Source organism: Variovorax paradoxus B4 (assembly GCF_000463015.1).
GTDB classification, from domain to species: domain Bacteria; phylum Pseudomonadota; class Gammaproteobacteria; order Burkholderiales; family Burkholderiaceae_C; genus Variovorax; species Variovorax paradoxus_E.
The window spans coordinates 316,227-341,338 of the sequence record NC_022234.1; the positions used below are offsets into that span (position 1 = coordinate 316,227).

A 25,112-nucleotide genomic window follows, 5' to 3' on the forward strand; every position below is an offset into this window, starting at 1 on the left:
TCTCTCGGGAATGGAAAAAGGTAAATGGACGGGCTCAGTCCATCCGGACGCCGGCGTCCTTGATGACCCGGCCCCATTTGGCGAGGTCGGCTTTCTGGGTATCGGCAAGCTGCTGTGGCGTGCTGCCGACCAGCGTGATGCCGAGCCGGTCGGCCATGGCGGCAACTTCGGGGTCCTTCAGGATGCGCACGATCTCCTGGTTGAGGCGCTGCACCGTCGCTGCGGGCGTGCCGGCGGGGGCATAGACGGCCTGCCACTGCTCCACCACGAAGTCCTTGAAGCCCGCCTCGCCCATGGTCGGCACGTCGGGCAGGGCCTTGAGCCGTGCCGCGGAGGTCACGGCCAGTGCGCGCAGCCGGCCGCCCTGGATGTGCGGCAGCGCTGCGGCCACTGGCGCGAACATGAAGGTCGCGTGGCCGGCGAGAACGTCCTGGACGGCTGGCGTATCGCCCTTGTAGGGCACGTGCGTCATGCGCGCGCCGGTCTGCAGACGCAGCAGCTCGCCCTGCATCTGCAGGATGGTGCCGGTGCCGCCGGAGGCAAAAGACAATGTGTCGGGCTGGGCCTTGGCCCGCTCCACGAGTTCGCGCACTGCGCGCAATGGCTGGCTGCTGCCGACCACCAGCACGTGCGGGATTGTTCCGATCAACGCGACGGGCTCGAAGGCCTTGATCGGGTCGTACTGCATCTTCGGCACCAGGTTGGGCACGATGGCCTGCGGTCCGATCGAGGTTCCGAGCAGGGTGTAGCCGTCGGGCGCGGCCCTTGCCACGAAGGCGGATCCGATGGTGCCCGTGGCACCAGCCTTGTTGTCGACGATCAGCGTTGTGCCGAGCGATGCACCCAGGCGCAAGGCAATCGCGCGGCCCAGGATATCCGTCGTGCCCCCCCGGCGGATAGGGCACCACCCAGGTCATGGGCCGGCCGGCTGGCCAATCGCCTTGTGCCTTGGCAGGCGCTGTTGCAATGGCCAGAAGCGACAGGGCGATGGCGGCAAGGGCGCGCCGGCGGAACGGGGTCATGGTTGTCCTTTGCGGGAAGGGAGATCGAAGCCGTAGAGCACGGCCGGGTTGTCGACCAGCACGCGGCGCAGGGCAGCCGCGTCGCCGGCCCACTGCGCGAGCAGTTCCATCTGCTGGGCGTCGTCGGGCATCGGTTGATGGCCCGCAGTGGCCGACGCGTGGGGCCAGTCGCTTCCCCACACGACGCGCTCGGGAGCGGCCTGCAGGTAGCCGCGCGCCAGCGGCGCGACGTCGGCGTAGGCTGGCGGGCCGGCTTCGCTCACGATGTAGCCGCCCGACAACTTCACCCAGGCCCGGCCTGCGTCGAGCAGCCGATGGATCAGCCGATGGGCCGGATGCCGTTGTGCAAGCGACGGCGGGATGCGCCCCAGATGGTCGAAGACGATGGGAACCGGCAACTGCAAGAGCCGGCTTTCGAGTGCAGCCAGCACCTCCGGCGCAGCCAGCAGCTGGAGGTGCCATCCGTACGGCGCTGCACGCGCCGCCAGCGCTTCGAGTTGCTGCGGCGATTTCGCGACCCCCAGCGAAAGGTTGAGGCGAATGCCACGGACACCCACGGCATGCAGCATCTGGAGCTCCGCATCGCCGACCAGTTCGTCGACCACGGCGACGCCACGCGAACCGTCGCCGTAGCCGGCCAGCGCCTGGCACATCGGGCGGTTGTCGGTGCCGTAGGTCGATGGCGTCACGAATACCACCCGTTCGGTCCCGGTGCGCCGCTGCAGTTGCCGATAGTCGGCGACGTTCGCGTCCGGTGGCATGAGTCGCGCGCCCGGCACGGCGGGAACGCGCCCGTCGTACACGTGCACGTGGCAATCGCATGCGCCGGCGGGCACGCGGACCTGCGTGCGGCCTTGTCCCGCAGAGAACGGTGCCGTCACCTTCTCTTCATCCAGCGTCTGCATGGCGAGCCCCGATCCGCTGCGGCTTTGGTCAATCGACCTTGGCGCCGGATTCCTTGACGACCTTGCCCCAGCGCACCGCTTCTTCGCGGATGTAGGCGCCGAACTCCTCCGGCGTGCTGCCCTTCACCTCGGCGCCCTGGCTGGCGAGCTTGCGCTTGACCTCGGGGTCCTGCAGCGCCTTGTTGAACGCCGCGTTGAGCTTGGCCACCACGTCCTTCGGCAGGCCGGCCGGACCCGCCACGCCGAACCATGTCGCGGCCTCGAAGCCCTTGTAGCCCGACTCGTCCACCGTCGGCGCATCCGGCAGGTCGGTGGTGCGCTTGCGCGAGGTGACGACGATCGGGCGCATCTTGCCGCTCTTGATGTGCCCGATCAGTGTCGGCACCGAGGACATGTACATCTGGACCTGGCCCCCGATCAGGTCGGTCGATCCCTGCGCGGCGCCCTTGTAGGGCACGTGGGTGAACCTGACGCTGGCAGTCTTCTGGAAGAGCTCGGTCGCCAGGTGCGCCACCGTGCCGCTGCCCGAGCTCGCGTAGTTGAGCGCCTCGGGCCTGGCCCTGGCCGCAGCCACCACGTCGGCCAGCGTCCTGTACGGCGAGTCGGCCGCCACCACCAGCACCAGCGGCGCGCTGGCAACGAGGCCGATCGGCGCCAGGTCCTTTTCCGGGCTGTACGGCAGCTTGGCGTAGAGCGTGGGATTGATCGCCAGGTTGCTGGTCTGGCCGAGCACCAGCGTGTAGCCGTCGGGCGCCGCCTTGGCGGCCGCATCGACCCCGAGGTTGCCGCCCGAGCCGGGTTTGTTGTCGATGACGATCGACCAGCCGTTGCTGGTGGCGACCTTGTTGGCAACCTCACGCGCAATCAGGTCGGTGCCGCCGCCGGCCGGGAACGGCACGATCAGCCGGATCGGCCGCGACGGATAGGAGGCCTGCGCAAAGGCGCCGGCGGGTGCGAGGAGGGTGGCGCCGGCCACCAGGGCTGCGGCGGCGATGGCAAGACGACGACGCGAAGCGCCGGCACGAAGCGGGAAAGAGGGCATGAACTTGTCTCCAGTGGCCGAACTGCCCGGCCCTGTGAAGCGGGTCCGGTGCGTTCGATGGAGGCAAGTATTGGCTCTGGTTCGCCAGCGGTCCAATCGATAATTTCTTGGAACCGATAAATCCCGCTTGGGGTATCAGCGCGACCGAAAACGCCCGTGTCTGGCCAGCAGCACCACCAGGCGCTGCGCTGCCGGCGAGAGGTAGCCGCTCTCGCGGTAGGTGACGACCATGCGTCGGCGCATCGTCACGCCCCGGACCTTGACCTCGCGCAGCGCCGCGCCCGAGCGGCCTTCCTGCAGGTGCAGCCGCGAGATGAAGCTCAGCAGGCCGGTCTCGTCGATCAGGCTCGGCAGCATCAGCAGCATCGTGCTTTCCACCTGCACCTGGGGCCGCGGCAGGTGGCTGCGGTCGAAGGTCTGGTCCAGCCAGTCCCGCGTCGGCGCGCCGGGCGGCTGCAGCACCCAGCGGTAGCCGGCCAGGTCCCTGAGCGTTGGCCTGGCCTTCTTGAAGATCTCGTGCGAGCTGGTTGCGGCAACGACGATGGGGTCTTCGGCGAGCAGTTTCGAGGTGAAGCCCGGCTCCTGCGTGCCCTCCGTGCCGACCATCAGGTCGATCTCGCCGGCCCGCAGCAGCGGCGTCAGGATGTCGCCCAGCGCCACCGTCGTGCGAAGCGTGATGCCTGGCGCCTCGCCCATCAGCTCCCGCGCCGCCGGTGGAAGCAGGAACTGCGCGGCCGTGGGCACGATGCCGATGCGGATGTTGCCGGCCAGGCCGCGGCCGATGTCGCCGATCTCGCGGCGCGCGCTCTCCACGTCGAAGCGCGTGCGCTGCGCCCACTTGAGCAAGGCCTTGCCGGCGGCCGTGAGGCGGATGCCGCGGCCCGTTCGCTCGAACAGGGCCGCGCCGCAGGCTTCCTCCAGGCGCTTGACGCAACTCGTCAGCGCGGGCTGGGTGCGGTGCAGCCGCTGCGAGGCGCGGCCCATGTGTTCGAGTTCGGCAATGACCTCGAAGTACTGCAGGTCGCGCAGATCCAAAATGTCTCCTGGGTGGCTCTTGCACGACGCGTGGCGTCAGGCTCTCGAGCGAATGGTCTTGTCATGTGCCGGCGGACACGGTCTGTTCGCAATATAGCGCCCTGCACACCGGGCGCCGGGCTTCCTGTCCAGCGTGGGCGTATGGTCAGCCGTCGACTGCGACGGCAACAGAGTTTCGTCCCGTTACTCCACAGGGTGCGGCAGCTCGCTGCAAAGTCATCTGCCCTTCATGTCGGAGGGCAATACTGCAAGGGATGCTCGTCGGCGCTGGTAGAGGTTGCCTTTGGCATCCGCCTGCGGTGCGGATCCTCGAGGCCGGCGGCATCCTCTTCATCGATCGCAGACCCAAGCGATCACTGAACCAGGAGATTGCCATGACCATGGACCTGCTCCGAAGCATCGCATCGACCCGCCTGCCCAAGTCGATCACCTCGCCTGAAGACATCGACAGGGTCAGGATCTTGAAAGCCGCCGGACTGGTGGTTGCATTCGTTCCCGCACCATCGCGCCCACTGACTCTCTCGGGCATCGAGAAAGCCGCGCAGGTGTTGACCATCACGCAGAAGGGCTACGACGAGCTGCGGCGGTCCTGCAGCTCGCATGAATGAAGGCGACGCAAAAAATAATTCGAAAGCAATATCGAGCCGGAAATTACTTCGTATTGCTGACGGAAAAAATTCACGAACGAGTTTTAAAAAAATTCGAGGGCAGTTTTTGGTCATGCACGAGTAACGGACTCTTACTAGAGTCACGGCTGATCAATGACTCTCAATGACTCCAGGAGAAATCACCATGGCAGTAGACATGTTCATGCGCGTCGAGGGCGCGAATGGCGAATCCAAGGACTCGAACCACAAGGACTGGACGGATATCAAGTCGTTCGCATGGGGAGCCACGCAGCCTGGCAACATGGTCAGCGGCGGTGGGGGCGGTGTGGGCAAGGCGAGCTTCAACGACCTGCAGGTGCTCGCGCGCATCGACAAGGCGGCGCCGTCGGTGATGAAGAACTGCGCCAGCGGCAAGCACCTGAGCAAGGTGGAAGTGTCGTTGTGCAAGGCGGGTGGCTCGCAGATCGAATACACGCGCGTGACGCTGGAAGAAGTGCTGGTGACGTCGGTGCAGTACACGGCCGAGCAGAGCGGCGATGCGGTGCTGGTGCAGTTCGCGTTCCAGGCGGCGAAGGTGAAGCAGCAGTACTGGGAGCAGACCGACAAGGGCGGCAAGGGCGCCGAGACCGTGCTGGCCTGGAACATCAAGGAAAACCGGGAAGCCTGATTTCCCTTTGCCTTTCTGCCCGCAGGGCCTCGCCGAAGCCGAGGTTCCGGGCATTCCGGCCACGGCTCGTTCCATGAGCCCGACGACCAGGGGGATCTCATGCCAACAGGTTCCGCGCAGCTGGCGCGCGTTCTCAGCGTTTCATCGTCGGCCATGCCCATGCTGGGCGGCGAGCCGGCCCTGGAGCCCATCGCCATCGAAGGCGACGAAGGGCTCAGCAGGCTGTTCCATTACACCCTGACCCTGGCCACCCCCGAGCAGCCCGGCTACAACGAACGCCAGGCCGCCAACGTGGCCATCAAGCAGCTGGTGGGCGAGGCGCTCACGGCGCACATCGTGCTCGATGGACGCCCGGGCTCGGGCCCGCAGCGGCGCCATCTCTCGGGCCTTGTGACGCGCGTGCGCTTCTTGCGTCTGGAGAACCGGCGTGCGCTGTACGAAGCCGTGATCGAGCCCTGGCTCACGCTGGGCACGCGCACCAGCGACTACCGCATCTTCCAGAACCAGAACGTGCTGGACATCGTCAGGGAGGTGCTCGGCAAGTACGGGCTTCCCTTCGACGTGCGGGCCGTGCGCAGCTATCCGCCGCGCGAGTTCCAGGTGCAGTACGGCGAAAGCGACTACGACTTCGTCGCACGGCTGCTGCACGAGTGGGGCCTGTACTTCTACTTCGAGCACGAAGAGAGCAGTCACAAGCTGGTGATCGTCGACGACATGGCGTCGCACCAGCCCTTCGCCCATGCGGGCTACCAGCGCATTCCCTTCCATGCGGCGGAGGCCACCGTGCGCGAGGAGCATTGCGACCGCTTCAACGCCTGCGAGGCGCTGCAAAGCGGCCGCTGGGTGATCGGCGACTTCGACTTCAAGCGCCCGAAGGCCGAGCTGCAGCAGGTCAGCGCCATGCCGCGCAAGACGGCGCAGAACACCTGGGAGCGCTATGGCTGGCCGGGCGACTACGTGGTGGAGTCCGAAGGCGAGCAGCTGGTGCGCACGCGCATGGAAGAGACCGGCAGCCAGGGCGAGCGCGCCGGCGGCTCGGGCAACCTGCGCGCGGTGGTGCCGGGCTGCCTGGTCACGCTGGAGCGCCATCCCCAGAACGAGTCGAACCGCGAGTACCTGGTGACGGACGCCCGCTTGCGGCTGCAGGACGTGGGCGATGCCAGTGCGCAGCAGGAATTCGAGTGCCGCGTCGATTTCGAGGTGATTCCGACGAGCAAGGTGTTCAGGGCATCGGCCCCGCCGGTGCCCAGGCCGCGCACCACGGGCCCGCAGACGGCGATCGTCACGGGCCCGGCCGGCCGCGAGATCTGGACCGATGAATACGGCCGCGTGAAGCTCAGCTTCCACTGGAACCGCTACTGCACGAAGGACGAGAACAGCTCGTGCTGGGTGCGCGTGTCCTCGCCCTGGGCCGGCACCAATTTCGGCGGCATCCAGATCCCGCGCATCGGCCAGGAGGTGATCGTCGACTTCGAGAACGGCGACCCCGACCGCCCCATCGTCACGGGGCGCGTCTACAACGCCGACAACATGCCGCCGTGGACCCTGCCGGACAACGCCACGCAAAGCGGCCTGCTCACGCGCAGCTCCGAAGGCGCGACCGATGCCAATGCCAATGCGCTGCGCTTCGAGGACAAGAAGGGCCAGGAGCAGCTGTGGCTGCATGCGGAGCGCAACCAGGACATCGAGGTCGAGCGCGACGAGACGCACTGGGTGGGCAACGACCGCAGCAAGACCATCGACCACGACGAGACCGTGCATGTGAAGCACGACCGCACGGAAACCGTCGACCACGACGAAACCATCACCGTGCACAACGATCGCACCGAGACGGTCGACGGCAACGAGACGATCACGATCCACAAGAACCGCACCGAAACCGTGGATCTCGACGAGACCATCACGGTGCACAAGAACCGCACCGAGACCGTCGACCTGAACGAGACCATCGACATCGGCGACAACCGCGTGGTGACCATCGGCGGCAACAAGGCCGAGACGGTGGCCCTGGCGAAGGCCGAGACCATCGGCCTTGCCAAGGCGCTGACCATCGGCCTCGGCTACCAGGTATCGGTGGGCGCGGCAATGAACACCAGTGTGGCGCTGATGCAGACCGAGCAGGTCGGGCAGTCCAAGCGCGTGGACGTGGGCCAGACGCTGACCCTGCAGGCCGGCGATCGCATCCAGCTGGTGTGCGGCAAGAGCTCGCTGGTGATGACCTCGGATGGCATGGTCACCATCAACGGCTCGTCGTTCGACTTCTCCGCCAGCGGGCCGGTGCAGGTCAGCGGCAAGGACATCGACCTCAACTGAGCACGCGCCGTGGAGTTTCGCAACCTCACGCCTTTCGACGCGATGTGCTTTCGCGCCATCGATCCATCGGACCGCGAGTACCGCGTGGTTGCCATGAAGGTCGGCTACCGCCTCGTGCACGGGGCGGGCGGGTACTGGCAGGCGCTGGTCAACGACGGCGATCCGGTGCCACTCGCCATGGGCGACGAGTACTGGGGCGAAGTGGGGGCCTCCGGCCCGCGGGAGGAAAGCGACCTCGCGCCGTACAAGCCGCGCTGCGACGTGATCGTGAACGCCATCGCGCACGCGCCTCGCGGCGTGCCTGCGCCCGAATGGGCAGTGCGTGTGAAGGTGACGGCAGGGCGACAGTGGCTGCACCCGCCGAAGTCGCCGCGGCCCTTGCATCCTGGCGCGCGATTGACGTCGAGACAGCAGGAAGAGTGGGACAGCCAGATACGCCGTGTGGAAGCGCTTGCCGCATCCCATGCCGTGCTCGACAAGCGACTCTGCGTCAGCGGCCCGGCCATTCTGTATCGGCGCGGCAGGCGTAACTGGGACCGTACGGCATCGGAACCCATTGCGAGCCTGCCCATGCGTTGGGAGTACGCCCTGGGTGGCCGCAGCCTGCTGCGCCGGGCCGGTGCCCCCGAGGACGAGCCGCCGCTGCTCGACGAGGTCTGCTTCTCCAATCCGCTCGGCCGCGGCTGGATCGAGCAGCGTGAACTCGAACAGGCACGCAGCGCAGGCCAGCCCGAGGTCGAGCGCATGGCGGCCCCGCAGATCGAAGCGGCCGGAACGCGCATGCAGGAGCCGGTGATCGCAAGGCACGAGAGCGTCGACCAGGATGCCCGGACCATGGCCGAGACGGCCAGGGGCTACGGCGGGACGCCCGCCGGCCTGGGTGTGGTCGGTCGTGCCTGGGCGCCGCGGCTGGCATTGGCCGGCACGTACGACGACGCCTGGCTTGAGCAACGTCACCCATGGTTGCCGAGAGATTTTGACTTCGGCTACTGGAATGCCGCGCCCGTCGACCAGCAGATCCCGTACCTGTCGCCCGATGCGCGCATCGAACTCTGGAACCTGAGCGATCCCGCATTGACCCCCGATGGTCATTTGTCGGTCACGCTGCCGGGGCATCGCGCGCTCGTGCTGGCAAGGCTGGACAACGGCGCGTTGCTGCCCTTGCCGATGGTCACGGACACGCTTCTCCTCGATGCGCAAGCCATGACGCTGTCGCTGGTGCATCGCATGTGGATTCCCTCGGACGCGCCGGTGCGTGTGGTCGAGGCACGTTTCGAGACCGATCCGCAGGCGCCATTGGTGCGGCCCGCGCGCGACGTGAAATCCGGAGCGATGGAGCCTTCGCGATGAGCGCAGCGCCAAGGGTGCATCAATGAGACAGCATCAATGAGCGCCAACGTCACGGCCCGCAAGGAGGGCAGCTGGCGCGTGGTGAGCCTCGCCCCCGACGTGTGCAAGACGCCGATGGGCAGCTCGATCCCGCCTGTGCCCTATCCGGTCACTGCGCAGCTGCAGACCACCACGTCGGTGGCGAAGAGCGTGCGCGCCAACGGCCATCCGGTGGTGGTCTACGACATGAGCGTCGTGCCCACCACCATCGGCGATGCGGCAGGCGCGGCCAAGGGCGTGAAGAGCGGCACCGTGCAGGGCAAGTGCTACCCGAAGGACCACAGCGGCACCGTGCGCGCCGAAGGCAAGCTGCTCGTGCGCCATGACGATCTGTTCTGGATGAACGGAAAGTAGGGCGCGGATGACGGTCAACCTCGACATCAGGCCCGCCTTCATCAGGCAAGTCGGCGGTGGCGGCCGCCTGGTGGGCTACAACTACGCCGACTCCGTGTCGATGCTGTACTTTCCCTCCGACCTCGGGCCGGCGGAGAAGACATGGCACATGTCGCACGAACAGTACGAGGAGCTTCGCCAGGCTCAACCGGCGCTCGAACTGCCCGAACTCAAACCCCGCAAGCCCGGGACCAACGCCAACGGCAACACGCTCGGCTCCGTGGTTGGCGAGACGCCCTCGACCGCCGGCAAGGCGAAGCAGGCCAACCCCGAGGTGAAGCCCGAGACGCCCAAGGAAGAGGGCTGGTGGAGCAGCTGGGGCAGCTCGGTCGTGCACACGGTGCTCGACGTGGGTGGCGCCATTCCGGTGGTGGGCATCTTTTCGGACGGCATCAATGCGGGTATCTATGCGGCCGAAGGCGACATGGCCAACGCCGCGATCTCGGGCGTCTCCGCAGCCGCCAACCTGATCCCTGGCGGCGGGGCCGCCACGAAGGCCGGCAAGCTGGCCTACAGGGGCGGCAAGATGGCGCTCGAGAAGGCCGAGAAGGAACTCGCCGAAAAACTGCTGAAGGAGCGCCTCGAGAAGGAGGCAGCGGAAAGGCTGGCCAAGGAGAAACTCGAAAAGGAGGCGGCCCAGAAGGCCGAGGTCGGTGGCGGGGGCGGTTCAAAAAAGAAGGACTCGCAGGTCAAGAAGGGCAAGAAGCCGAAGTGCGGGGGGCGCGCGACTTACGGGAAACAGGCCGGCGATTTCCTGGGCAATGAGATGGAGCGGGATCACATCCCCAATGTGGCCTCGCTCAAGGACATGGCGGAAAAGATGCTGCTCGAGGACGGCATCGATCTGACCCCCGCACAGCGTGACTCGCTGTTCGGGAAAGTCGGAAAGAATGGCCAGCGCGAAGGCGGAAAGATTTACACCCACGCACAGACCGTCGCCGTGCCCAAGGAGATTCACAGAGCGAGTCCCACCACCGGAAATCACGAAAACTACAAAGATTCGAAGGACCTCGCTGGGGCGGCCCGACGCGACACCAAAAATCACAGGGACGCTATCGAGAAAAGTGACAATCACAAGGACTGCGCAAAGGCCCTGGAGGAGGCGTCGAAGGTCATCGACAAGGTCTCGAATGATCAGTACAAGAAGTTTCTGAACAGCTTGATCGACGACGCTCTCGAAGGCAAGCGAACCACGAATCCATGGAAAGGAATCTTATGAAAGCGCCGCACCGATACCCGGAGGCCCAAGACTTTGTCTCTGCGATCGCCAAGCCATTCGACAGCGAACAGGGAAGCAAGGTTGTGGCGCCGTTCGGCATCGTATGGTCCGATGCCGTCAAGCTCGATAGTGGCCTGGAGATCTACAACATCAGCGCGCCGACTCTTGGCATAGGCTTCACGTATAAGGACGCAGGCCTGGTGTTCGAGCAGGAGTATCACGACGTGGGCGAAGGCCCATTCCTGATGACGCACTGCGGCTTCTGGGGCCACGAGGACGAGTACGAGAGCTACAAGGGGCCGTTGTGGAAGGACCTGCGGTTCTCCGACACAGTGGCCGATGCCGTGGAAAAGCTAGGAGCGCCGACCCGCGTCGGTCGCCTCGACATCCACTTTTGGGAACTGCCCGACTTCAGATTGACGATCCAGTGGAAGAGTCCGGGCAAGATTCGAGTGATTTCGTACTGGATGAAACAGGACTGACGTGCAGTGAGCCTGTTCAGCTTTCTCTCGCTGCTGGGGGTGGACTCCACTGATGCGCAGCTCGTCGCGTTGCTGGACGAACTCGGCGTGCGTCGGCGCCCGGAGAAGCCGTCTCCCTTCAAGAGCCCCTACGAGGTGCTCTTTCGCTTGAGCAAGCACGGCCTCTGCCTGTCGTTCCAGGACCTCGCCTATGTGGAAAACCGGCCGCCGCGGCAGTGGGGCAACAGCACGCTGCAGTTGCGCACCGTGACGGTCACCGCGGGAGTCGAGGGGCAGTACCTGCCCTATGCAGGCGAGATGCCCTACGGAATTTCCTGGAGCGATACGCGCCAGCAGGTCCGCGAGCGCATGACGCAGTACGAAGACAGGTTGCACGGCTACCTGCGCGATTGCTGGTGGTTCGGCGAGCGCTACATGAGCGTGACCTACCAGCCGGGCGACATCACCCGACCCGAGCAGCCGGGCGTCTTCGACCTGTCCTTTGGACTGTTCTATCCGGAGAGCGAATTGGTGCGGCCGGCGGAGTATCCGACTCACGAAGCGCTTGTCGGCCTTTTCGGCAAGTCCATGGATGCGCCCGAATTCCGCGAGGCATTCGAGTCCTTCGATGTGGAGAACTGGCTGGCAGAGAGCGAGGACGGGCACCTCGATCGCCGGCGGGCTTTCGGATTCGAGTTGTACTTCGATCCCGCCAGGCCTGCCGATGACGGCACGCCGTCTTTTGCCGGCGTCAATCTCACCAGGGCCCGGCTCGGCCCTTCCCGCAAGTGGAAAGGCACGCTTCCTTTTGAACTCGACTTCGACGACACGCCGTCGGTGCTGAAGCAAAAGATACCGATGCCTCCTCTCGCATGGGACGACACCATGGTGGTCTGGGGGTTCGCGAAATGGGCTTTCCCGCAGATGGACGTGCGAGTGAACTACGACACCGTGCGCAACTGCGTAGAGTGCATCGCGTTGATGGCGCCGGGCTATCTGCGGCGCAACGAACAAGCGTGAGGTTGGTGCGCGCGTGGTTTTCCATGGCCCTGACGCCGGACTGATCGAGTCCGGAGTTGTCGCCGTGATGACCGATGCTGCGTGTACAGGAGCGCAACGCATGACACTGAACGACCTATTGCCCTTCTTCGGATCTATCGCGTCACGTTGCTGGCACGTGGGTGCTATGACTAAAGACCGGCTCGGTCCTTCACGCAAGTAGAAGATCTTCAAGGAGCTTCGCCGGGCTCAACCGACGCTGGAATTGCCCGAACTCAAACCCCGCAAGCCCGGGACCAACGCCAACGGCAACACGCTCGGCTCCGTGGTTGGCGAGACGCCCTCGACCGCCGGCAAGGCGAAGCAGGCCAACCCCGAGGTGAAGCCCGAGACGCCCAAGGAAGAGAGCTGGTGGAACAGCTGGGGCAGCTCGGTGGTGCACACCGTGTTCGACGTCGGAGGCGCCATACAAGGCCTACGCCGCGGCGGCTCAGATGTTCAAGAAATTCGATTACGACAAATTGATTGATGGCGTCATAAATTCGAGCTCAAGGGCTACGGACTAAGGGACTAAGGAAGTGGAACCGCTCGGCTGGCAGGCCGACCATCTTGAGATGGCCGATTGCGACGAGATCCTGTGAGCCTGGTTCCGCGCCACGGTCTTGCTCTCTGCTATCGCAATGCCCAAGAGTATGAAGCGTTGGGCGGCCGGCAATTTGCGCTGGATGGTGCAGTTTTCGCGGGCTTTCGCGTCAATCGACGTGGTGACTCGAACAGCGATGGCTTCGAGGGTGAACTGCCTTTTGGAATCGAGTACCACCACACGCCAGAGCAAGCCGTATCGCGTGTGGGACGCAAGCCGGATTCAATGCTCGTCAATGACGACGTGGCGGCCTACGTCTGGCGGTTTGAAGCCTGCAGCATGCACCTGCTGATCAGTCTGATCGACTATCAAATCTATCGCGTCACTTGCTTTGCCGAATTTATGGAGTCTGAATTGTTCCGTTGACAAAGCCAAGATGGACCAGATCGGCGATTCGTCAGCCCAGCAGCTCGATCGCCGCCTGGACGATGGGCCGCGCCCAGGCCGGCGTTGCCGCCAGCGCGGCCAGGTCGCCCGGCTGTGGAAAGACGGGCTCGCCCGCGCTCAGTTCGAGCACCAGCACCGGGTCTGCAATGTCGCCGCCGGGCGGCGCTTCCGCGCTGTTGTCGAAGACCTGCAGCCGCGTCAGCTTCGGCAGCAGCTGGATGAGGTTGGCGCGCGATGCGATCCAGCGCTCGCGGATCTTGGCCTCGGGAATGTCGTGGCCGCCGCGTGCCACGCGCGCCCGCACGCGGGCGATGTGCTGCTCGGGCGAGGAAAGCCCGCAGAAGATCATGACCACGTCGTGGCTCGATGCGGCGCGGGCGAGCAGCGCGGGAATGGTGCTCGCGCCCAGCGTGGTTTCGAAGGCGTAGCTGGAACCTTGCGCGATGGCCGCTTCCAGCCGCTCGCGGCCGAGGTTCCATGCGCGGGCGTTCGCCTCTTCGGGCGTCAGCCCCAGTTGCGCGATGAGTTCCCGCGCGCAGGTGTCCGGATTGAACCAGGTCAGCCCGTGGTCGGCGAGCAAAGCACCGCCGACCGAGCTCTTGCCCGCCCCGTTGACGCCGGCCAGCACCAGGATGAACGGGCGCGCGGCCGCCGCCATCAGAAGGTGTCGCCTGCCTTGGGACGGCGCCCGAGCTTGCCCTTGGCAGCGAACAGCTTGCCCACCTGCGCCGCCGCATCCGGCTGCTGCAGCACGCCCAGGCGAACGTCGAAGCGGCGCCCGAGTTCGTCGAGCACCGACTGCTCGCGCGCCTTGAGCGCCTGCGCGTCTTCCACCAGCTGGTTGTAGGTGGCCGCGGTCAGCAGCACCATCTCCACCGTCGAATGGTTGGTCACGGCCAGGCTGCCGGTCTTCTGGACCTGGCGGACCACGTCGCCCCAGCGGTTCTTGACGTGGGATGCGTTCTGACGCGGCAGTTCATCGAGGTTGGGCAGGACGGCGGCCATGGTGTGCTCCTTTGGTGCCATTATGGCAAAAATAGCAAAAATGGACAAAAGGCCCGGAGGAAGCCATTTTCCGGCAAAGCCGGCGGCGGCGCGGGCGCCCGGATTGATATTGCGCAAGGCTCGTGCCGCCCACGAGGCCTAAGGTCTGCGCACCTGCCGCCAACTCCGAAGAAAACTTCCATGCAGACCCCTGGATCGATTCTCCTGCACCTCGATGGCTCGGCCCGCACGGCGGAGCGCATCAGGTTTGCGCGCAGCCTGGCCGAGGCGTTCGATGCGCAAGTGACCGGTGCGCCGTGCACCCTGTCCGCGCTCATGCGCTATCCGTTCGCGCTGGAAGGCGCCGCAGAAGCCATCGCGATCATGCGAGAGGGCGACAAGGCCGCGCGAGACAGGATGTACGCGAGCTTCACGGCCCAGGCGGCGGGCTCGCACCGCATGCACTGGAGCGAACCGGAGAGCGACGCGCCGTGGGGTTTTGCCCGCCGTGCGCTGTACGCCGACCTGGTGATCCTGGGCCAGCGCAATCCCGAAGATCCCATGGCCTCCGAATTGCCCGGTGACTTCCTGCCCCACCTGCTGGTGGAAAGCGGGCGGCCCGCGCTGGTGCTGCCCTATGCGGGGCCGCTGGTTGCGGCGGCCGGCACCGTGCTGCTGGCATGGAAGGAAACCCCCGAGGCCGCGCGCGCGGTATCGGCCGCGCTGCCCTGGCTGCGCGCCGCCTCGAACGTGCACGCGGCCTGCTATGGCGAGGACGCCGAAGCATCCCTGAAGCAACTGCAGCGCTATCTTGCCGCACAGGGGATTGCCGACGTGTCGCTGCATGCGGACGCCAGCGGAGAAGGGGATGCCGGCAACCGGCTGCTGTCGATGTCCGCGGATCTGGGCGCAGACTTGCTCGTGATGGGCTGCTACGGCCACAGCCGGGCGCGCGAATGGATCCTGGGCGGTGCCACGCGCACGATGCTCGAGTCGATGACACTGCCGGTGCTGATGTCGCATTGACGACAAACTGATAAAAAATACGCAGGAGCAGCCATGCGCATCGATTTTCTGGGCGGCACCGGCACCGTGACCGGTTCCAAGTACCTGCTGACGCACGAGGGCCGGCGGCTGCTGGTGGACTGCGGGCTGTTCCAGGGACTGAAGCAGCTGCGGCTGCGCAATTGGGATGCACTGCCTTTCGATGCGTCGGCCATCGATGCCGTGCTGCTGACGCATGCCCACATCGATCACAGCGGCTTCGTGCCGCGGCTCGTGAAGCTCGGCTTCAAGGGGAAGGTGTACTGCACGGCCGCCACCCGCGAACTGTGCGAACTGCTGCTGCCCGATTCCGGCCGGCTGCAGGAGGAAGAGGCCGATTTTTCCAACCGGCACGGGTTTTCGAAGCACAAGCCTGCACTGCCGCTCTACACCGAGCAGGAGGCGCGCGCTGCGCTGAAGCGGTTCGAATGCGTTTCGTTCGACGAAGAATTCTCGCCCTGGCCCGGTTGGTCATGGCGGCTGGTGCGGGCCGGCCACATCCTCGGCGCGGGCAGCCTGCGCGTGGAATGGGAGCAAGGCAGCATCCTGTTCTCGGGCGACCTGGGCCGCAGCGACGATCTGGTGATGCGGCCGCCGCAGGAGGCCGCGCCGGCGGACTACGTGGTGGTGGAGTCCACCTACGGCAACAGGCTGCATCTGGACGCGGACACCCTCGGCGAACTGGCCGCCGTGATCAACCGCACGGCTGCGCGCGGCGGGGTGCTGGTCGTGCCGGCGTTCGCGGTGGGGCGCGCGCAGACCCTGCTGTACTGCATCCAGATGCTCAAGCGCGAAGGCCGCATTCCGGACATGCCGGTGTATTTGAACAGCCCGATGGCCGCGGATGCCACCCGTCTCTACAAGGCGCACCTGGACGAGCACCGCATGAGCGCCGAGCAATGCGCCGACATGAGCGGAAAGACGATCATCGTCAACACGCTGGAGGAGTCGAAGCGGCTCAACACCTTGACCTATCCGTCGATCATCGTGTCGGCCAGCGGCATGGCGACGGGCGGCCGCGTGCTGCATCACCTGAAGGCCTACGCACCCGATGCGCGCAACACGATCCTGTTCGCGGGCTTCCAGGCCGCGGGCACGCGCGGCGCGACGCTGGTGGGCGGCGCGGACGCGGTGAAGATCCACGGCACCTACGTGCCGGTGCGTGCCGAAGTGGCGAACCTCGAGACCCTGTCCGCCCATGCCGACCGCGAGCAACTGCTGGCCTGGCTCTCGTCCCAGAAAACACCGCGCCGCGTGTTCGTGACGCACGGCGAACCCGTGGCCGCCGACGCGCTGAGGCTGGCCGTCGAGGAGCGCTACGGCTGGCCCTGCACCGTGCCCGACTACCGTGAGTCGCGGGAGCTGTGACGGCTCGGCGGCGCCAGCCGGCGGCTAGCTGGGCCGTGCGGCCGCCAGTACCTTGGCCAATGCGCGCGCGAGTTCGCCGCGCGTGTAGGGCTTGCGCAGCAGCTCCCAGCTTTGCGGCACGTCGCGGTCGGCGTCGAGCAGCTCCGACGAGAAGCCGGACATCAGGAGAATCGCGAGCCGGGGAAAGCGCTGCTGCGCCTCGGTGGCGAGCCGGGTTCCGCGCATGCCGGGCCCGAGCGCGATGTCGCTGAGCAGCACGTCGAAGGAGCCCGCATCCGTTTCCATGCTCAGCAAGGCCTGCTCGGCATTGCCCGCGGTCACCACGCTGCAGCCGAGCGTCACGAGAAATGTGTGGACGACCCTGCGCACTTCGGCGTCGTCCTCGACCAGCATGACCCGCAGGCCGACGGGAATCGCCTGTTCGCCGTCTTCTTCCTCCTCTGCAGCCGCAGGAGCCGGGTCGTACAGCTGGGGAAGATAGAGCGTCACGGTCGTTCCCGCGCCCGGCCGCGTCGCGATGGCCACGGCGCCCTTGGACTGCTTCACGAAGCCGTACACCGCGCTCAGGCCCAAGCCGGTGCCCCGGCCGGCTTCCTTGGTCGTGAAGAAGGGCTCGAAGGCGCGCTCCTTCACTTCCTCGGTCATGCCCGTGCCGTTGTCGACCACCGAGATGGCCACGAAACTGCCGTGTGCGTCATGGTCGCTGAGCTCGTTGTGCACCTCCGGCGGCAGCGCGCCGCAGGCCGCGGCGCGAAAGTGCAGCGTGCCGCCTTCGGGCATGGCGTCGCGGGCGTTGATGGCAATGTTCAGCAATGCCGATTCGAGCTGACCGGGGTCGGCGAGCACCGGCGGGCAACCCGGCGCGGCGTCGATCGCGATGCCGATGCGCTGGTCGAGCGTGCGCCGCAGCATGTCGGCCAGGGAATGCAGCATCGCATGCGTGTCCACCGCGTTGGGCTGCAGCATCTGCCGGCGCGAAAACGCCAGCAGCTTGCCCGTGAGCTCGGCGCCGCGCCGCGATGCCCGCGCCGCGGCCCCCACCAGCTGCTGGGCGTAGCCGTCCTGCGCAATGGCGGGCAGCTCTTCGAGCACCTGCAGGTTGCCTTGGATGACGGTGAGCAGGTTGTTGAAGTCGTGCGCGATGCCGCCCGTGAGCTGGCCGACGCTTTCGAGCCGCTGGGCGTGGCTGAGCGCCTCTTCGGTCTGCACCCGCTGCAGGCTGGTGGCCAGCAGGTTGGAGAGCGATTCGAGGAACCGCAACTCTTCGTCGCCGAAGCGCTTGGCCTCGCGCGATCGCACGGTCAGCACGCCGATGAACCGGCCCCGGTCGTAGAAGGGCACGGCCAGCGCGCTGACCAGTCCGGCGTCCAGGTACGCCTGCGGCACCGCGAAGCGCCGCTCTTCGCGGTAGTCGGGCACCACCACCGGCTGTCCCTCGGCAAACACGAAGCCGGGCGGCGTGTTTGCATGGCTGGGAATGCGCGCGCCGATTTCCTCTCCGGGCACCAGGCCCACGCCGCTGGCCACGCGGAATTCGAGGCGGCTGTTCTCCAGCAGCAGCACCATGGCCACTTCGACCTCCAGCGCTTCCGCGGCCATGGCGGGCACGTGGTCGAGCACCACCTGCAGGTCGCGGGTGTCCACGGCCAGCCGGCCCAGCTGCGCGAGGTGGTCGCTGTAGCGCGCACGCTGCAGCGCCTGCTTCACGCGGGGATAGGCGCCGATGTCGCGGATGGCGGCAACGACGAAGGGCAGGCCCTGGCTTTGCAGCGGGCTGAGCGCGATCTCGACCATCACCTCGCTGCCGTCCTTGCGCTTGGCGACCAGCTCCATCTGCGTGCCCATGGGCCTGGGGCGTGGCGCCCGGCCGTAGGCCTCGCGGTAGGAAGCGTGGCGCGGGCGGATGCTGTCGGGCACCAGCGCGTCGACGTTCAGTCCCACCAGTTCGTGGACCGTGTAGCCCAGCAGGTTGGCTGCCGAGGGGTTGGCCAGCACGATGCGGCCGGCCTGGTCGACCAGCAGCAGCGAGTCCGGGTAGGAAATGAAGAGCGAACGGAAGACGCTGCTCTCTTCAACGCCCGAAGGCAGTCCCGGCAAGGGGGGGGCGATCGGGGAAGAGGGCGGGTTCATGACCTCAGCCTTGCGCGACGGGTGGAACCAGGATGTAGCCTGCGCCCCGCACCGACTTGACGATCTGCGGGTCGTCCGGGTCGGCCTCGATCTTCTTGCGCAGCCGGCCGACCTGCACGTCGATGGTGCGGTCGAAGGGTGCGGCTTCGCGTCCGCGCGTCTGCTCGAGCAGGAAGTCGCGCGACAGCACGCGCCCGGGGTGCCGCGCCAACGCGCTCAGCAGGTCGAATTCGCCGCCGGTGAGCGCCACGCTGTGGCCCCGCGGGTTCGTGAGGCTGCGTGCCGCGAGGTCGAGCTGCCAGCCGGCGAAGCGCAGCCGGTCGGCAGAGGCGAGGCTGGCCGGCTGGGCCGATGCGGGCACGGCCGCCGGTGCATCGTCGGGCGTCAGGCGCCTGAGCACGGCCTTGACCCGCGCCACGAGCTCGCGCAGGTCGAATGGTTTCGTCACGTAGTCGTCCGCGCCCACTTCCAGGCCGACGACCTTGTCCACCGCATCGCCGCGGCCAGTGACGATGACCAGGCCGCAGCGCCAGTTTTCGCGCATGCGGCGGGCAATGGAGAAGCCGTCCTCGCCGGGCAGCCCGAGGTCGAGCAGCACGAGATCGGCCGGATCGCTGTCCATCAGCGTCATCAGCGATGGGCCGTCGTGCAGCTGGGTCACGCGAAAACCATGGCTTTGAAGGTAATTGGCCAGCAGCAGCGTGATCTCGACCTCGTCGTCGAGGACCGCGATGTGAGAGGCGGATTTCATTCGGAAAGCGTGGATTCGAGGCCGAATGTCACAGCATTGTTAAGGACTGTACAAGCGTAGCACGCACATCTGGTGCGCGGCACGCCATTTTCGCTCGCCCGGGGCCAGCGTGCCCAGTGTCCGGCAGCGCGTTCACGGATTCGCCGGGGCTCCTTGTTCGCCATCCGCTATGCGCATCACGACGCGGCCCTCGATCCGGCCCTGCCGCATGCGGTCCAGTACCGTGTTGATGTTGTCCAGGCTGTCCTCGGTGCACACGGTTCGCACCTTGCCTTCGCCGGCGAATTCCAGCGCCTCCTGCAGGTCCTTGCGCGTACCGACGATCGAGCCTCGCACCGTCTTGGCGTTGAGCACCATGTCGAAGATCGGCAGCGGAAAGTCGCCGGGCGGCAGGCCCACCAGGGCCATCGTGCCGCGCTTGTGCAGCATGCCCAGCGCCTGGCCGAAGGCGCTGCGCGACACCGCCGTGACCAGCACGCCGTGCGCGCCGCGCAAGGTGCGCTGCAGTTCCGCCACGGGATCCTGGGTGGCGGCATTGATGACCATGTCCGCGCCGAGCGCCTTCGCCAGCTTGAGCTGGCCGTCGTGGATGTCGACGCCCACCACGTGGAATCCCATGGCCTTGGCATACTGCACGGCAAGATGCCCGAGGCCCCCGACGCCCGAGATCACCACCCAGTCGCCCGGCTTGCAGTCGAGCATTTTCAGGCCCTTGTAGACCGTGACGCCGGCACACAGCACCGGAGCAATCTCGGTGAAGCCCACGTTGGCGGGCAGCCGCCCGATATAGCCGGGGTCGGCCAGCACGTACTCGGCGTAGCCGCCGTTGACGGTGTAGCCGGTCATCTGCTGCTGGTCGCACAACGTTTCCCAGCCGGTGATGCAGTGTTCGCAGTGCCCGCAGGCCGTGTGGAGCCAGGGCACGCCCACGCGGTCGCCTTCCTTCACGTCCTTGACGCCGGCGCCGATGGCCGCGACGAAGCCGACGCCCTCGTGGCCCGGAATGAAGGGCAGCGAAGGCTTCACCGGCCAGTCGCCATCCGCGGCGTGCAGGTCGGTGTGGCATACGCCCGATGCGACCACTTTCACCAGCACCTGGCCGGGCGTGACCTCCGGAATGGCGACTTCCTCGATCTGCAGGGGGCGGCCGAATTCCCGGACGACGGCAGCCTTCATGGTTTGCATGGCGCTTTCCGTTCCTCAGGCCTCGACAGCCAGTTCGTTGACCACCGAAACCACCCCCGGCGCGGACCAGGCGGCGCCGCGGACGGCTTCGAACTCCGCCCAGGAGCGCACCTTGCCGCGCAGCACGACCTGCGAGCCGTGCACGTCGACCGCAACCTGCCGCGGCTCGCCATGGAACGCGCGGATGAGCGCGTCCTGCACCTGCCGTTCCACATCCGCGGAGCACACCTGCAGCCTGATCTTCACCAGGTTCGTGATGCCGGTGACGCCCAACAGGTTGCGAACCGTCGATTCCGCGGCCTGGCGCTGGTAGTCCCACTCGACTTCACCGGTCAGCGTGACCCATCCGCCCTCGACCATCGGCTGGACCGCGTTGCGGGGCACCTGCACGTTCCATTCGAGCGCGTGCCCGACGGCCTGTGCGATGTCGGCATCGGTGCGTTCGAGGCCGGCGGCCAGCTTCACCGAGGTTTCGACGGCCAGCGCCTTCACGCCGCTGACGCGCTGCACGGCCTGTTCCACCGCGAGCTTTTCCGCATAGCTGCCGAGATGGCCCGTCAGCGTGACCACGCCGTGGTTGACGATGACACCCACATTCGCCGAAGTGACGGCCGGATCCCATTCGAGTTCGGCCTGGATATCTGCTTTGAGCTGTGTGTCGGATTTCATTGGATTCCTGTTCCTTGGCTGGTATCGCTGCGCCGGGCCGGTCAGGCGCCCGGTTCCTGTCGCACCAGCAGCACGGGCACCGGACTGCCGCGCACGACGAGATCGGCGTCGCTTCCGAGCGCGAGGCGGCTGAAACCGCGCCGGCCATGGGTGCCCATCACGACCAGGTCGCATGCGGCGTTCTTGGCCTCTTCGATCACGACGTCGGCAATCCGTCCGCGCGTGACCTCGCGCAGGATGGTGTCGACCTCGACTTCCGACTGCGCTGCGGCGGCCTTGCCGGCCGCGAGCACGGATTCCCCGTACTCCCGCAGCTTCTGCAGGCTGGCATCGAAGCTGGAGATGGTGGACATTTCCATCAGCATCGGAAAGTCGTCGATGACGTGCAGCAGGCGCAGTTTTCCTTTTTGCTCGGCCGCCAGGCGGATGGCCTCGCGCAACCCGCGTTCCGCAGTGGGGCTGCCGTCGATGGGAACAAGAATGCGGTGGTACATGGCGCTGTCTTCCTTTGGGCCGGGCTGAAGGGGAGTTCGCCACCGGCCGATCGGCGAACGCTTCGATTTTTCGGCCGGGCCGCGGGTGCGGACTTGCGCCACGTCAAGCCAGCGACAGGAAACTGTGCGGAGACTGGAAGCCACACTCCACTTCATGATGGATTCAGCATGTATCACCGCATTCTTGTTCCCATCGACGGCAGCCCCACCTCCCTGCGGGGCCTGGACGAGGCGATCCGCCTGGCCGGGCTCATGGGCTCCGTCCTGCGGCTCATCCACGTCGTGGACGAACTGAAATACGTGACGGGCTTCGAAAGCCTCTCCTCCCCCGACCTGCTGCCGCTGATGGAGGAGGCCGGCGAGCAGATCCTTCAGCAGGGCAGGGAGCGCGCGGAACGCGCCGGCATCCGTACCGAGACCCTGCTGTTCACCTCGCTGGCGGGCCGCCTGTGCGATCTTGTGGCCGAACAGGCCAATGCCTGGAACGCCGATCTGATCGTGATCGGCACCCACGGGCGCCGCGGCGTCGGGCGGGTGCTGCTGGGCAGCGGCGCCGAGCAGATCCTGCGCCTGGCGCCGGTTCCGGTGCTGCTCGTGCGGGCCCCGTCGGGTGAGGAAGAGGCCGGCGTCCAGGCGCGCGTCGACATCACCACCACCTGAGCGGGGACCCCATCCCCACGGCGGGGCGGCCGTGATGCCTCAGCGCCCGCGGTCGGCCAGGCGCCCAGGCGGCGGCTTCTCATCGGCCAGGTTCCGCACCATGCGCCGCTGCCCCGAGTCCGCGGGCTCGGCGGGATCGGCCTCGAAGCCCATCGCGCGCGACAGCTCCAGCATGCGGGTGTTCTCGCGCAGCACCAGGCCGACCAGCCGCTCGATGCCGCGATGCCGGGCGTGCTCGATGAGCCGGTCGAAAAGCAGCGTGCCGAGCCCCTGGCCCTTGAGGTCGGAGCGCACGATGATCGCGAACTCGGCCTCCACGTTATCGGGGTCGCTCACGGTGCGTGCCACGCCCAGTGTCTCGGCTGCGCCGTTCGCGTCCCGGGTTTCGGCGATGAAGGCCATCTCGCGGTCGTAGTCGATCTGCGTCAGCCGTGCAAGTTCGCTGCGCGGCAGTTCATTGCGGCTGTGGAAGACGCGCATGCGGATGTCCTGCGGGTCGAGCGATTCGATGAAGCGCCGGTGCTGCGCTTCATCTTCGGGGCGGATGGGCCGCACCACGATCGAGCGGCCATTCCATTGCTGCGTGCGAACCCATTGCGTGGGGTAGGGCAGGATGGCAAAGCGCTCGGCGCCGCCCACTGGCGTTTTCGAAAGCCGAATGCGCGCATCGAGTGCCAGGGCGCCGTGCTCGTCGACCCACAGCGGGTTGATGTCGAGCTCGGCCAACTGCGGCAGGTCGGCCAGCATCTGCGACACCGCCACCAGCACGTCGTGCAGCGCATCGAGCCTTGCCGGCGGATGGTCGCGGTAGCCGGCCAGCAGGCGCGAGACGCGGGTGCGCGATAGCAGCTCGCCCGCCAGGGCCCGGTTGAGCGGCGGCAGCGCAATGGCGCTGTCGGCGACGACTTCCACCGCGGTGCCGCCCTGTCCGCACAGGATCACCGGGCCGAAGACGCTGTCGATGCTGGCGCCGACGATGACTTCCTGCGCATGGGGCCGATGCACGGTCGGCTGCACCGTGAAGCCGTCGATGCGCGCGCCGGGCCGCGCGGCGGCGACGGCGTTGCGCATCGTCCCGACCGCGTCCCGCAGCGCCGCGTCGTCGGCCAGTGCCAGCCGCACGCCGCCCACGTCCGACTTGTGCGTGATGTCGCGCGACAGGATCTTCAGCGCCACCGGATAGCCGAGCTCGCGCGCGGCCGCAACCGCGGCGTCGGCCGAATCGGCCACCGCGATGGTGGGAACGGTGTCGATGCCGTAGGCCTTCAGCAATGCCTTGGCTTCGTGCTCGTGCAGCCATTCGCGGCCTTCGGCCAGGGCGCTTTCCAGCAGGCCGAGCGCTGTGGCTGCATCAGGCAAGGGATTGCGGCTGGCATCGGGCGTCTCGGTCAGCACCTCCTGGTTGCGCCTGTAGGTCTGCAGCATCGCAAAGGCATGCACCGCCTCTTCCGGCGTGGCGTAGTCGGCCACCCCGGCGTCCTCGAAGAGCTTGCGCGCCTGCGCGACGGCCGCGTCGCCGAGCCATGCGCTCATCACGCGGGAGGCGTGGCTGCGCACCAGCGGCAGGCAGGCGCGTGCGATGTCTTCGCTGCGCACGATGGCCGTGGGCGCGTGGACGAAGAGCACCGCACCCGTGTCGGGCTCTGCCAGCAGGGCCGAAAGGGTTTCGGCATAGCGCTCCACCGGCGCGTCGCCGATGATGTCGATCGGATTGGCATGCGACCAGTTCGCCGGCAGCACGGCATCGAGCCGTGCCAGCAGCGCCACGCCGGGTTCGGCCAGGGCGATGCCGGCGCGCGCGGCCGCGTCGGCCGCCATGACGCCGGCGCCGCCGCCGTTGGTCATGACGGTGAGCTCGGTGCTGCGGTTGGTGCGGAAGCGCGCCAGCGTTTCGGCGGCGAGGAACAGTTCCTGCAAGGTGTCCACGCGCAGCATCCCGGCGCGCCGGATGGCGGCGTCGTACACCGTGTCCGAGCCTGCCAGCGCGCCGGTGTGCGACGCGGCGGCCTTCACGCCGTTGCCGGCGCGTCCGGCCTTCACCACGATGACGGGCTTGTTGCGTGCAGCCGCCCGCGCGGCCGACATGAACTTGCGCGGCGACTCGATGGCTTCCACATACAGCAGGATCGACCGCGTCCGAGCGTCGTTGGCCAGGTGGTCGAGCAGGTCGCCGAAGTCGACGTCGCAATGGTCGCCCAGGGAAACCAGGTGCGACAGCCCGACGCCGCGGCTGCGCGTCCAGTCGAGCACCGCGGTCGCGAGCGCGCCCGACTGCGACACGAAGGCGATGTCTCCGGCCAGGGCATCGCAATGGGCAAAGCTGGCATTGAGGCCGATGTGCGGGTTCAGCAGCCCGATGCAGTTGGGCCCCAGCAGCCGAACCGTGTTCGCACGCGCGGCATCGAGCGCCGCCTGCTTCTGTTCGGCGCTCAGGCCCGCGGTCACGATGACCACGGCGCGGGTGCCGAGCGCGCCGAGTTCTCCGATCAGCGCCGCCACCGTGTGCGGCGGCGTGCAGATCAGGGCGAGGTCCGGCGCGGCGGGCAGCTGCGAGGCCCGGGCGTACACCGGCACGCCGTCCAGCGTGGCGTGCTTCGGATTCACCCCGTAGACCGGTCCGGAAAAAGCGCCGGCGCGCAGGTTGCGCCACACCGTGGCGCCGACGCTGCCGGGCCGGGCCGAAGCGCCGAATACGGCAACGGAGGCCGGCGACAGCAGGCGATCGAGATGGCGGATGCTCAATG

General features: G+C 67.0%; 24 protein-coding genes and 1 pseudogene. 13 read left to right on the forward strand and 12 right to left on the reverse strand.

Going from position 1 to position 25,112, the window contains the following annotated elements:
* Nucleotides 1-34: 34 nt before the first annotated feature.
* The 4 genes and pseudogenes from VAPA_RS28620 to VAPA_RS28635 all read right to left on the reverse strand — a co-directional run bounded on the left by VAPA_RS28620 (nucleotide 35) and on the right by VAPA_RS28635 (nucleotide 4,004).
* Nucleotides 35-1,022 (reverse strand): annotated as a pseudogene (locus VAPA_RS28620) (Bug family tripartite tricarboxylate transporter substrate binding protein).
* Nucleotides 1,019-1,927: an amidohydrolase family protein gene (locus VAPA_RS28625; RefSeq protein ID WP_021003703.1), complete on the reverse strand. Its 909-nt coding sequence runs from the start codon at nucleotides 1,925-1,927 to the stop codon at nucleotides 1,019-1,021. Before VAPA_RS28625 ends, VAPA_RS28620 begins: the two are co-directional and overlap by 4 nt.
* A 28-nt stretch (nucleotides 1,928-1,955) precedes the next feature.
* Entirely contained in the window at nucleotides 1,956-2,969 is a 1,014-nt protein-coding gene (locus VAPA_RS28630) for a Bug family tripartite tricarboxylate transporter substrate binding protein (RefSeq protein ID WP_021003704.1), read from the reverse strand.
* Between the two features lie 135 nt (nucleotides 2,970-3,104).
* Nucleotides 3,105-4,004 carry a LysR family transcriptional regulator gene (locus tag VAPA_RS28635; protein WP_021003705.1) on the reverse strand — a complete coding sequence of 300 codons (900 nt, stop codon included), beginning with the start codon at nucleotides 4,002-4,004 and terminating at the stop codon, nucleotides 3,105-3,107.
* A 374-nt stretch (nucleotides 4,005-4,378) separates the two neighbouring features.
* Between VAPA_RS28635 and VAPA_RS28640 the strand changes: the two genes are divergently transcribed.
* The 10 genes from VAPA_RS28640 to VAPA_RS34630 all read left to right on the forward strand — a co-directional run bounded on the left by VAPA_RS28640 (nucleotide 4,379) and on the right by VAPA_RS34630 (nucleotide 13,062).
* On the forward strand, nucleotides 4,379-4,612 hold the full coding sequence (locus VAPA_RS28640) for a hypothetical protein (protein WP_021003706.1): 234 nt from the start codon (nucleotides 4,379-4,381) through the stop codon (nucleotides 4,610-4,612).
* Between the two features lie 184 nt (nucleotides 4,613-4,796).
* Nucleotides 4,797-5,279, forward strand: coding sequence for an Hcp family type VI secretion system effector (locus tag VAPA_RS28645; protein ID WP_021003707.1), 483 nt, complete (start codon nucleotides 4,797-4,799; stop codon nucleotides 5,277-5,279).
* Between the two features lie 99 nt (nucleotides 5,280-5,378).
* Entirely contained in the window at nucleotides 5,379-7,592 is a 2,214-nt protein-coding gene (locus VAPA_RS28650) for a type VI secretion system Vgr family protein (protein WP_021003708.1), read from the forward strand.
* 9 nt (nucleotides 7,593-7,601) lie between these two features.
* Nucleotides 7,602-8,942: a DUF2169 family type VI secretion system accessory protein gene (locus tag VAPA_RS28655; protein ID WP_021003709.1), complete on the forward strand. Its 1,341-nt coding sequence runs from the start codon at nucleotides 7,602-7,604 to the stop codon at nucleotides 8,940-8,942.
* A 36-nt stretch (nucleotides 8,943-8,978) separates the two neighbouring features.
* The gene (locus tag VAPA_RS28660) at nucleotides 8,979-9,335 is read left to right on the forward strand and encodes a DUF4150 domain-containing protein (protein ID WP_021003710.1); all 357 of its coding nucleotides are present in this window, start codon (nucleotides 8,979-8,981) and stop codon (nucleotides 9,333-9,335) included.
* A 7-nt stretch (nucleotides 9,336-9,342) separates the two neighbouring features.
* Nucleotides 9,343-10,593, forward strand: coding sequence for a hypothetical protein (locus tag VAPA_RS33645; RefSeq protein WP_021003711.1), 1,251 nt, complete (start codon nucleotides 9,343-9,345; stop codon nucleotides 10,591-10,593).
* Complete coding sequence (locus tag VAPA_RS28670; protein ID WP_021003712.1) at nucleotides 10,590-11,075, forward strand: hypothetical protein; 486 nt, start codon at nucleotides 10,590-10,592, stop codon at nucleotides 11,073-11,075. Before VAPA_RS33645 ends, VAPA_RS28670 begins: the two co-directional genes overlap by 4 nt.
* Before the next feature lie 6 nt (nucleotides 11,076-11,081).
* On the forward strand, nucleotides 11,082-12,074 hold the full coding sequence (locus tag VAPA_RS28675; protein ID WP_021003713.1) for a hypothetical protein: 993 nt from the start codon (nucleotides 11,082-11,084) through the stop codon (nucleotides 12,072-12,074).
* 244 nt (nucleotides 12,075-12,318) lie between these two features.
* Nucleotides 12,319-12,582, forward strand: a complete 264-nt coding sequence (locus VAPA_RS34625; RefSeq protein ID WP_021003714.1) for a hypothetical protein — start codon at nucleotides 12,319-12,321, stop codon at nucleotides 12,580-12,582.
* A gap of 108 nt (nucleotides 12,583-12,690) precedes the next feature.
* The gene (locus VAPA_RS34630; protein WP_155248132.1) at nucleotides 12,691-13,062 is read left to right on the forward strand and encodes a hypothetical protein; all 372 of its coding nucleotides are present in this window, start codon (nucleotides 12,691-12,693) and stop codon (nucleotides 13,060-13,062) included.
* 31 nt (nucleotides 13,063-13,093) lie between these two features.
* Here the strand turns inward: VAPA_RS34630 and VAPA_RS28690 are convergent, their stop codons facing one another.
* Both VAPA_RS28690 and VAPA_RS28695 read right to left on the reverse strand, forming a co-directional pair.
* Nucleotides 13,094-13,741 (reverse strand): AAA family ATPase, encoded by a 648-nt coding sequence (locus tag VAPA_RS28690; RefSeq protein ID WP_021003716.1) that lies wholly within the window; start codon nucleotides 13,739-13,741, stop codon nucleotides 13,094-13,096.
* Complete coding sequence (locus VAPA_RS28695; protein ID WP_021003717.1) at nucleotides 13,741-14,088, reverse strand: type II toxin-antitoxin system prevent-host-death family antitoxin; 348 nt, start codon at nucleotides 14,086-14,088, stop codon at nucleotides 13,741-13,743. The genes VAPA_RS28690 and VAPA_RS28695 overlap by 1 nt, the downstream gene beginning before the upstream one ends.
* 180 nt (nucleotides 14,089-14,268) lie before the next feature.
* On the opposite strand from VAPA_RS28695, the gene VAPA_RS28700 reads away from it, so the two are divergent.
* Nucleotides 14,269-15,093: a universal stress protein gene (locus VAPA_RS28700; RefSeq protein ID WP_021003718.1), complete on the forward strand. Its 825-nt coding sequence runs from the start codon at nucleotides 14,269-14,271 to the stop codon at nucleotides 15,091-15,093.
* A 33-nt stretch (nucleotides 15,094-15,126) separates the two neighbouring features.
* Nucleotides 15,127-16,479 (forward strand): MBL fold metallo-hydrolase, encoded by a 1,353-nt coding sequence (locus VAPA_RS28705; RefSeq protein WP_021003719.1) that lies wholly within the window; start codon nucleotides 15,127-15,129, stop codon nucleotides 16,477-16,479.
* A gap of 24 nt (nucleotides 16,480-16,503) precedes the next feature.
* Here the strand turns inward: VAPA_RS28705 and VAPA_RS28710 are convergent, their stop codons facing one another.
* The 5 genes from VAPA_RS28710 to VAPA_RS28730 form a co-directional block, all read right to left on the reverse strand.
* On the reverse strand, nucleotides 16,504-18,609 hold the full coding sequence (locus tag VAPA_RS28710) for a PAS domain S-box protein (protein WP_021003720.1): 2,106 nt from the start codon (nucleotides 18,607-18,609) through the stop codon (nucleotides 16,504-16,506).
* Between the two features lie 4 nt (nucleotides 18,610-18,613).
* The gene (locus tag VAPA_RS28715; protein WP_021003721.1) at nucleotides 18,614-19,360 is read right to left on the reverse strand and encodes a winged helix-turn-helix domain-containing protein; all 747 of its coding nucleotides are present in this window, start codon (nucleotides 19,358-19,360) and stop codon (nucleotides 18,614-18,616) included.
* A gap of 132 nt (nucleotides 19,361-19,492) precedes the next feature.
* On the reverse strand, nucleotides 19,493-20,545 hold the full coding sequence (gene adhP, locus VAPA_RS28720; protein ID WP_021003722.1) for an alcohol dehydrogenase AdhP: 1,053 nt from the start codon (nucleotides 20,543-20,545) through the stop codon (nucleotides 19,493-19,495).
* 15 nt (nucleotides 20,546-20,560) lie between these two features.
* Nucleotides 20,561-21,214 carry a BON domain-containing protein gene (locus VAPA_RS28725; protein WP_021003723.1) on the reverse strand — a complete coding sequence of 218 codons (654 nt, stop codon included), beginning with the start codon at nucleotides 21,212-21,214 and terminating at the stop codon, nucleotides 20,561-20,563.
* A gap of 41 nt (nucleotides 21,215-21,255) precedes the next feature.
* On the reverse strand, nucleotides 21,256-21,708 hold the full coding sequence (locus tag VAPA_RS28730; RefSeq protein ID WP_018905980.1) for a universal stress protein: 453 nt from the start codon (nucleotides 21,706-21,708) through the stop codon (nucleotides 21,256-21,258).
* Nucleotides 21,709-21,876: 168 nt separating this feature from the next.
* On the opposite strand from VAPA_RS28730, the gene VAPA_RS28735 reads away from it, so the two are divergent.
* Nucleotides 21,877-22,368 carry a universal stress protein gene (locus VAPA_RS28735; protein ID WP_021003724.1) on the forward strand — a complete coding sequence of 164 codons (492 nt, stop codon included), beginning with the start codon at nucleotides 21,877-21,879 and terminating at the stop codon, nucleotides 22,366-22,368.
* A gap of 39 nt (nucleotides 22,369-22,407) precedes the next feature.
* Here the strand turns inward: VAPA_RS28735 and VAPA_RS28740 are convergent, their stop codons facing one another.
* Nucleotides 22,408-25,110: a bifunctional acetate--CoA ligase family protein/GNAT family N-acetyltransferase gene (locus tag VAPA_RS28740; protein ID WP_021003725.1), complete on the reverse strand. Its 2,703-nt coding sequence runs from the start codon at nucleotides 25,108-25,110 to the stop codon at nucleotides 22,408-22,410.
* Nucleotides 25,111-25,112: the final 2 nt, after the last annotated feature.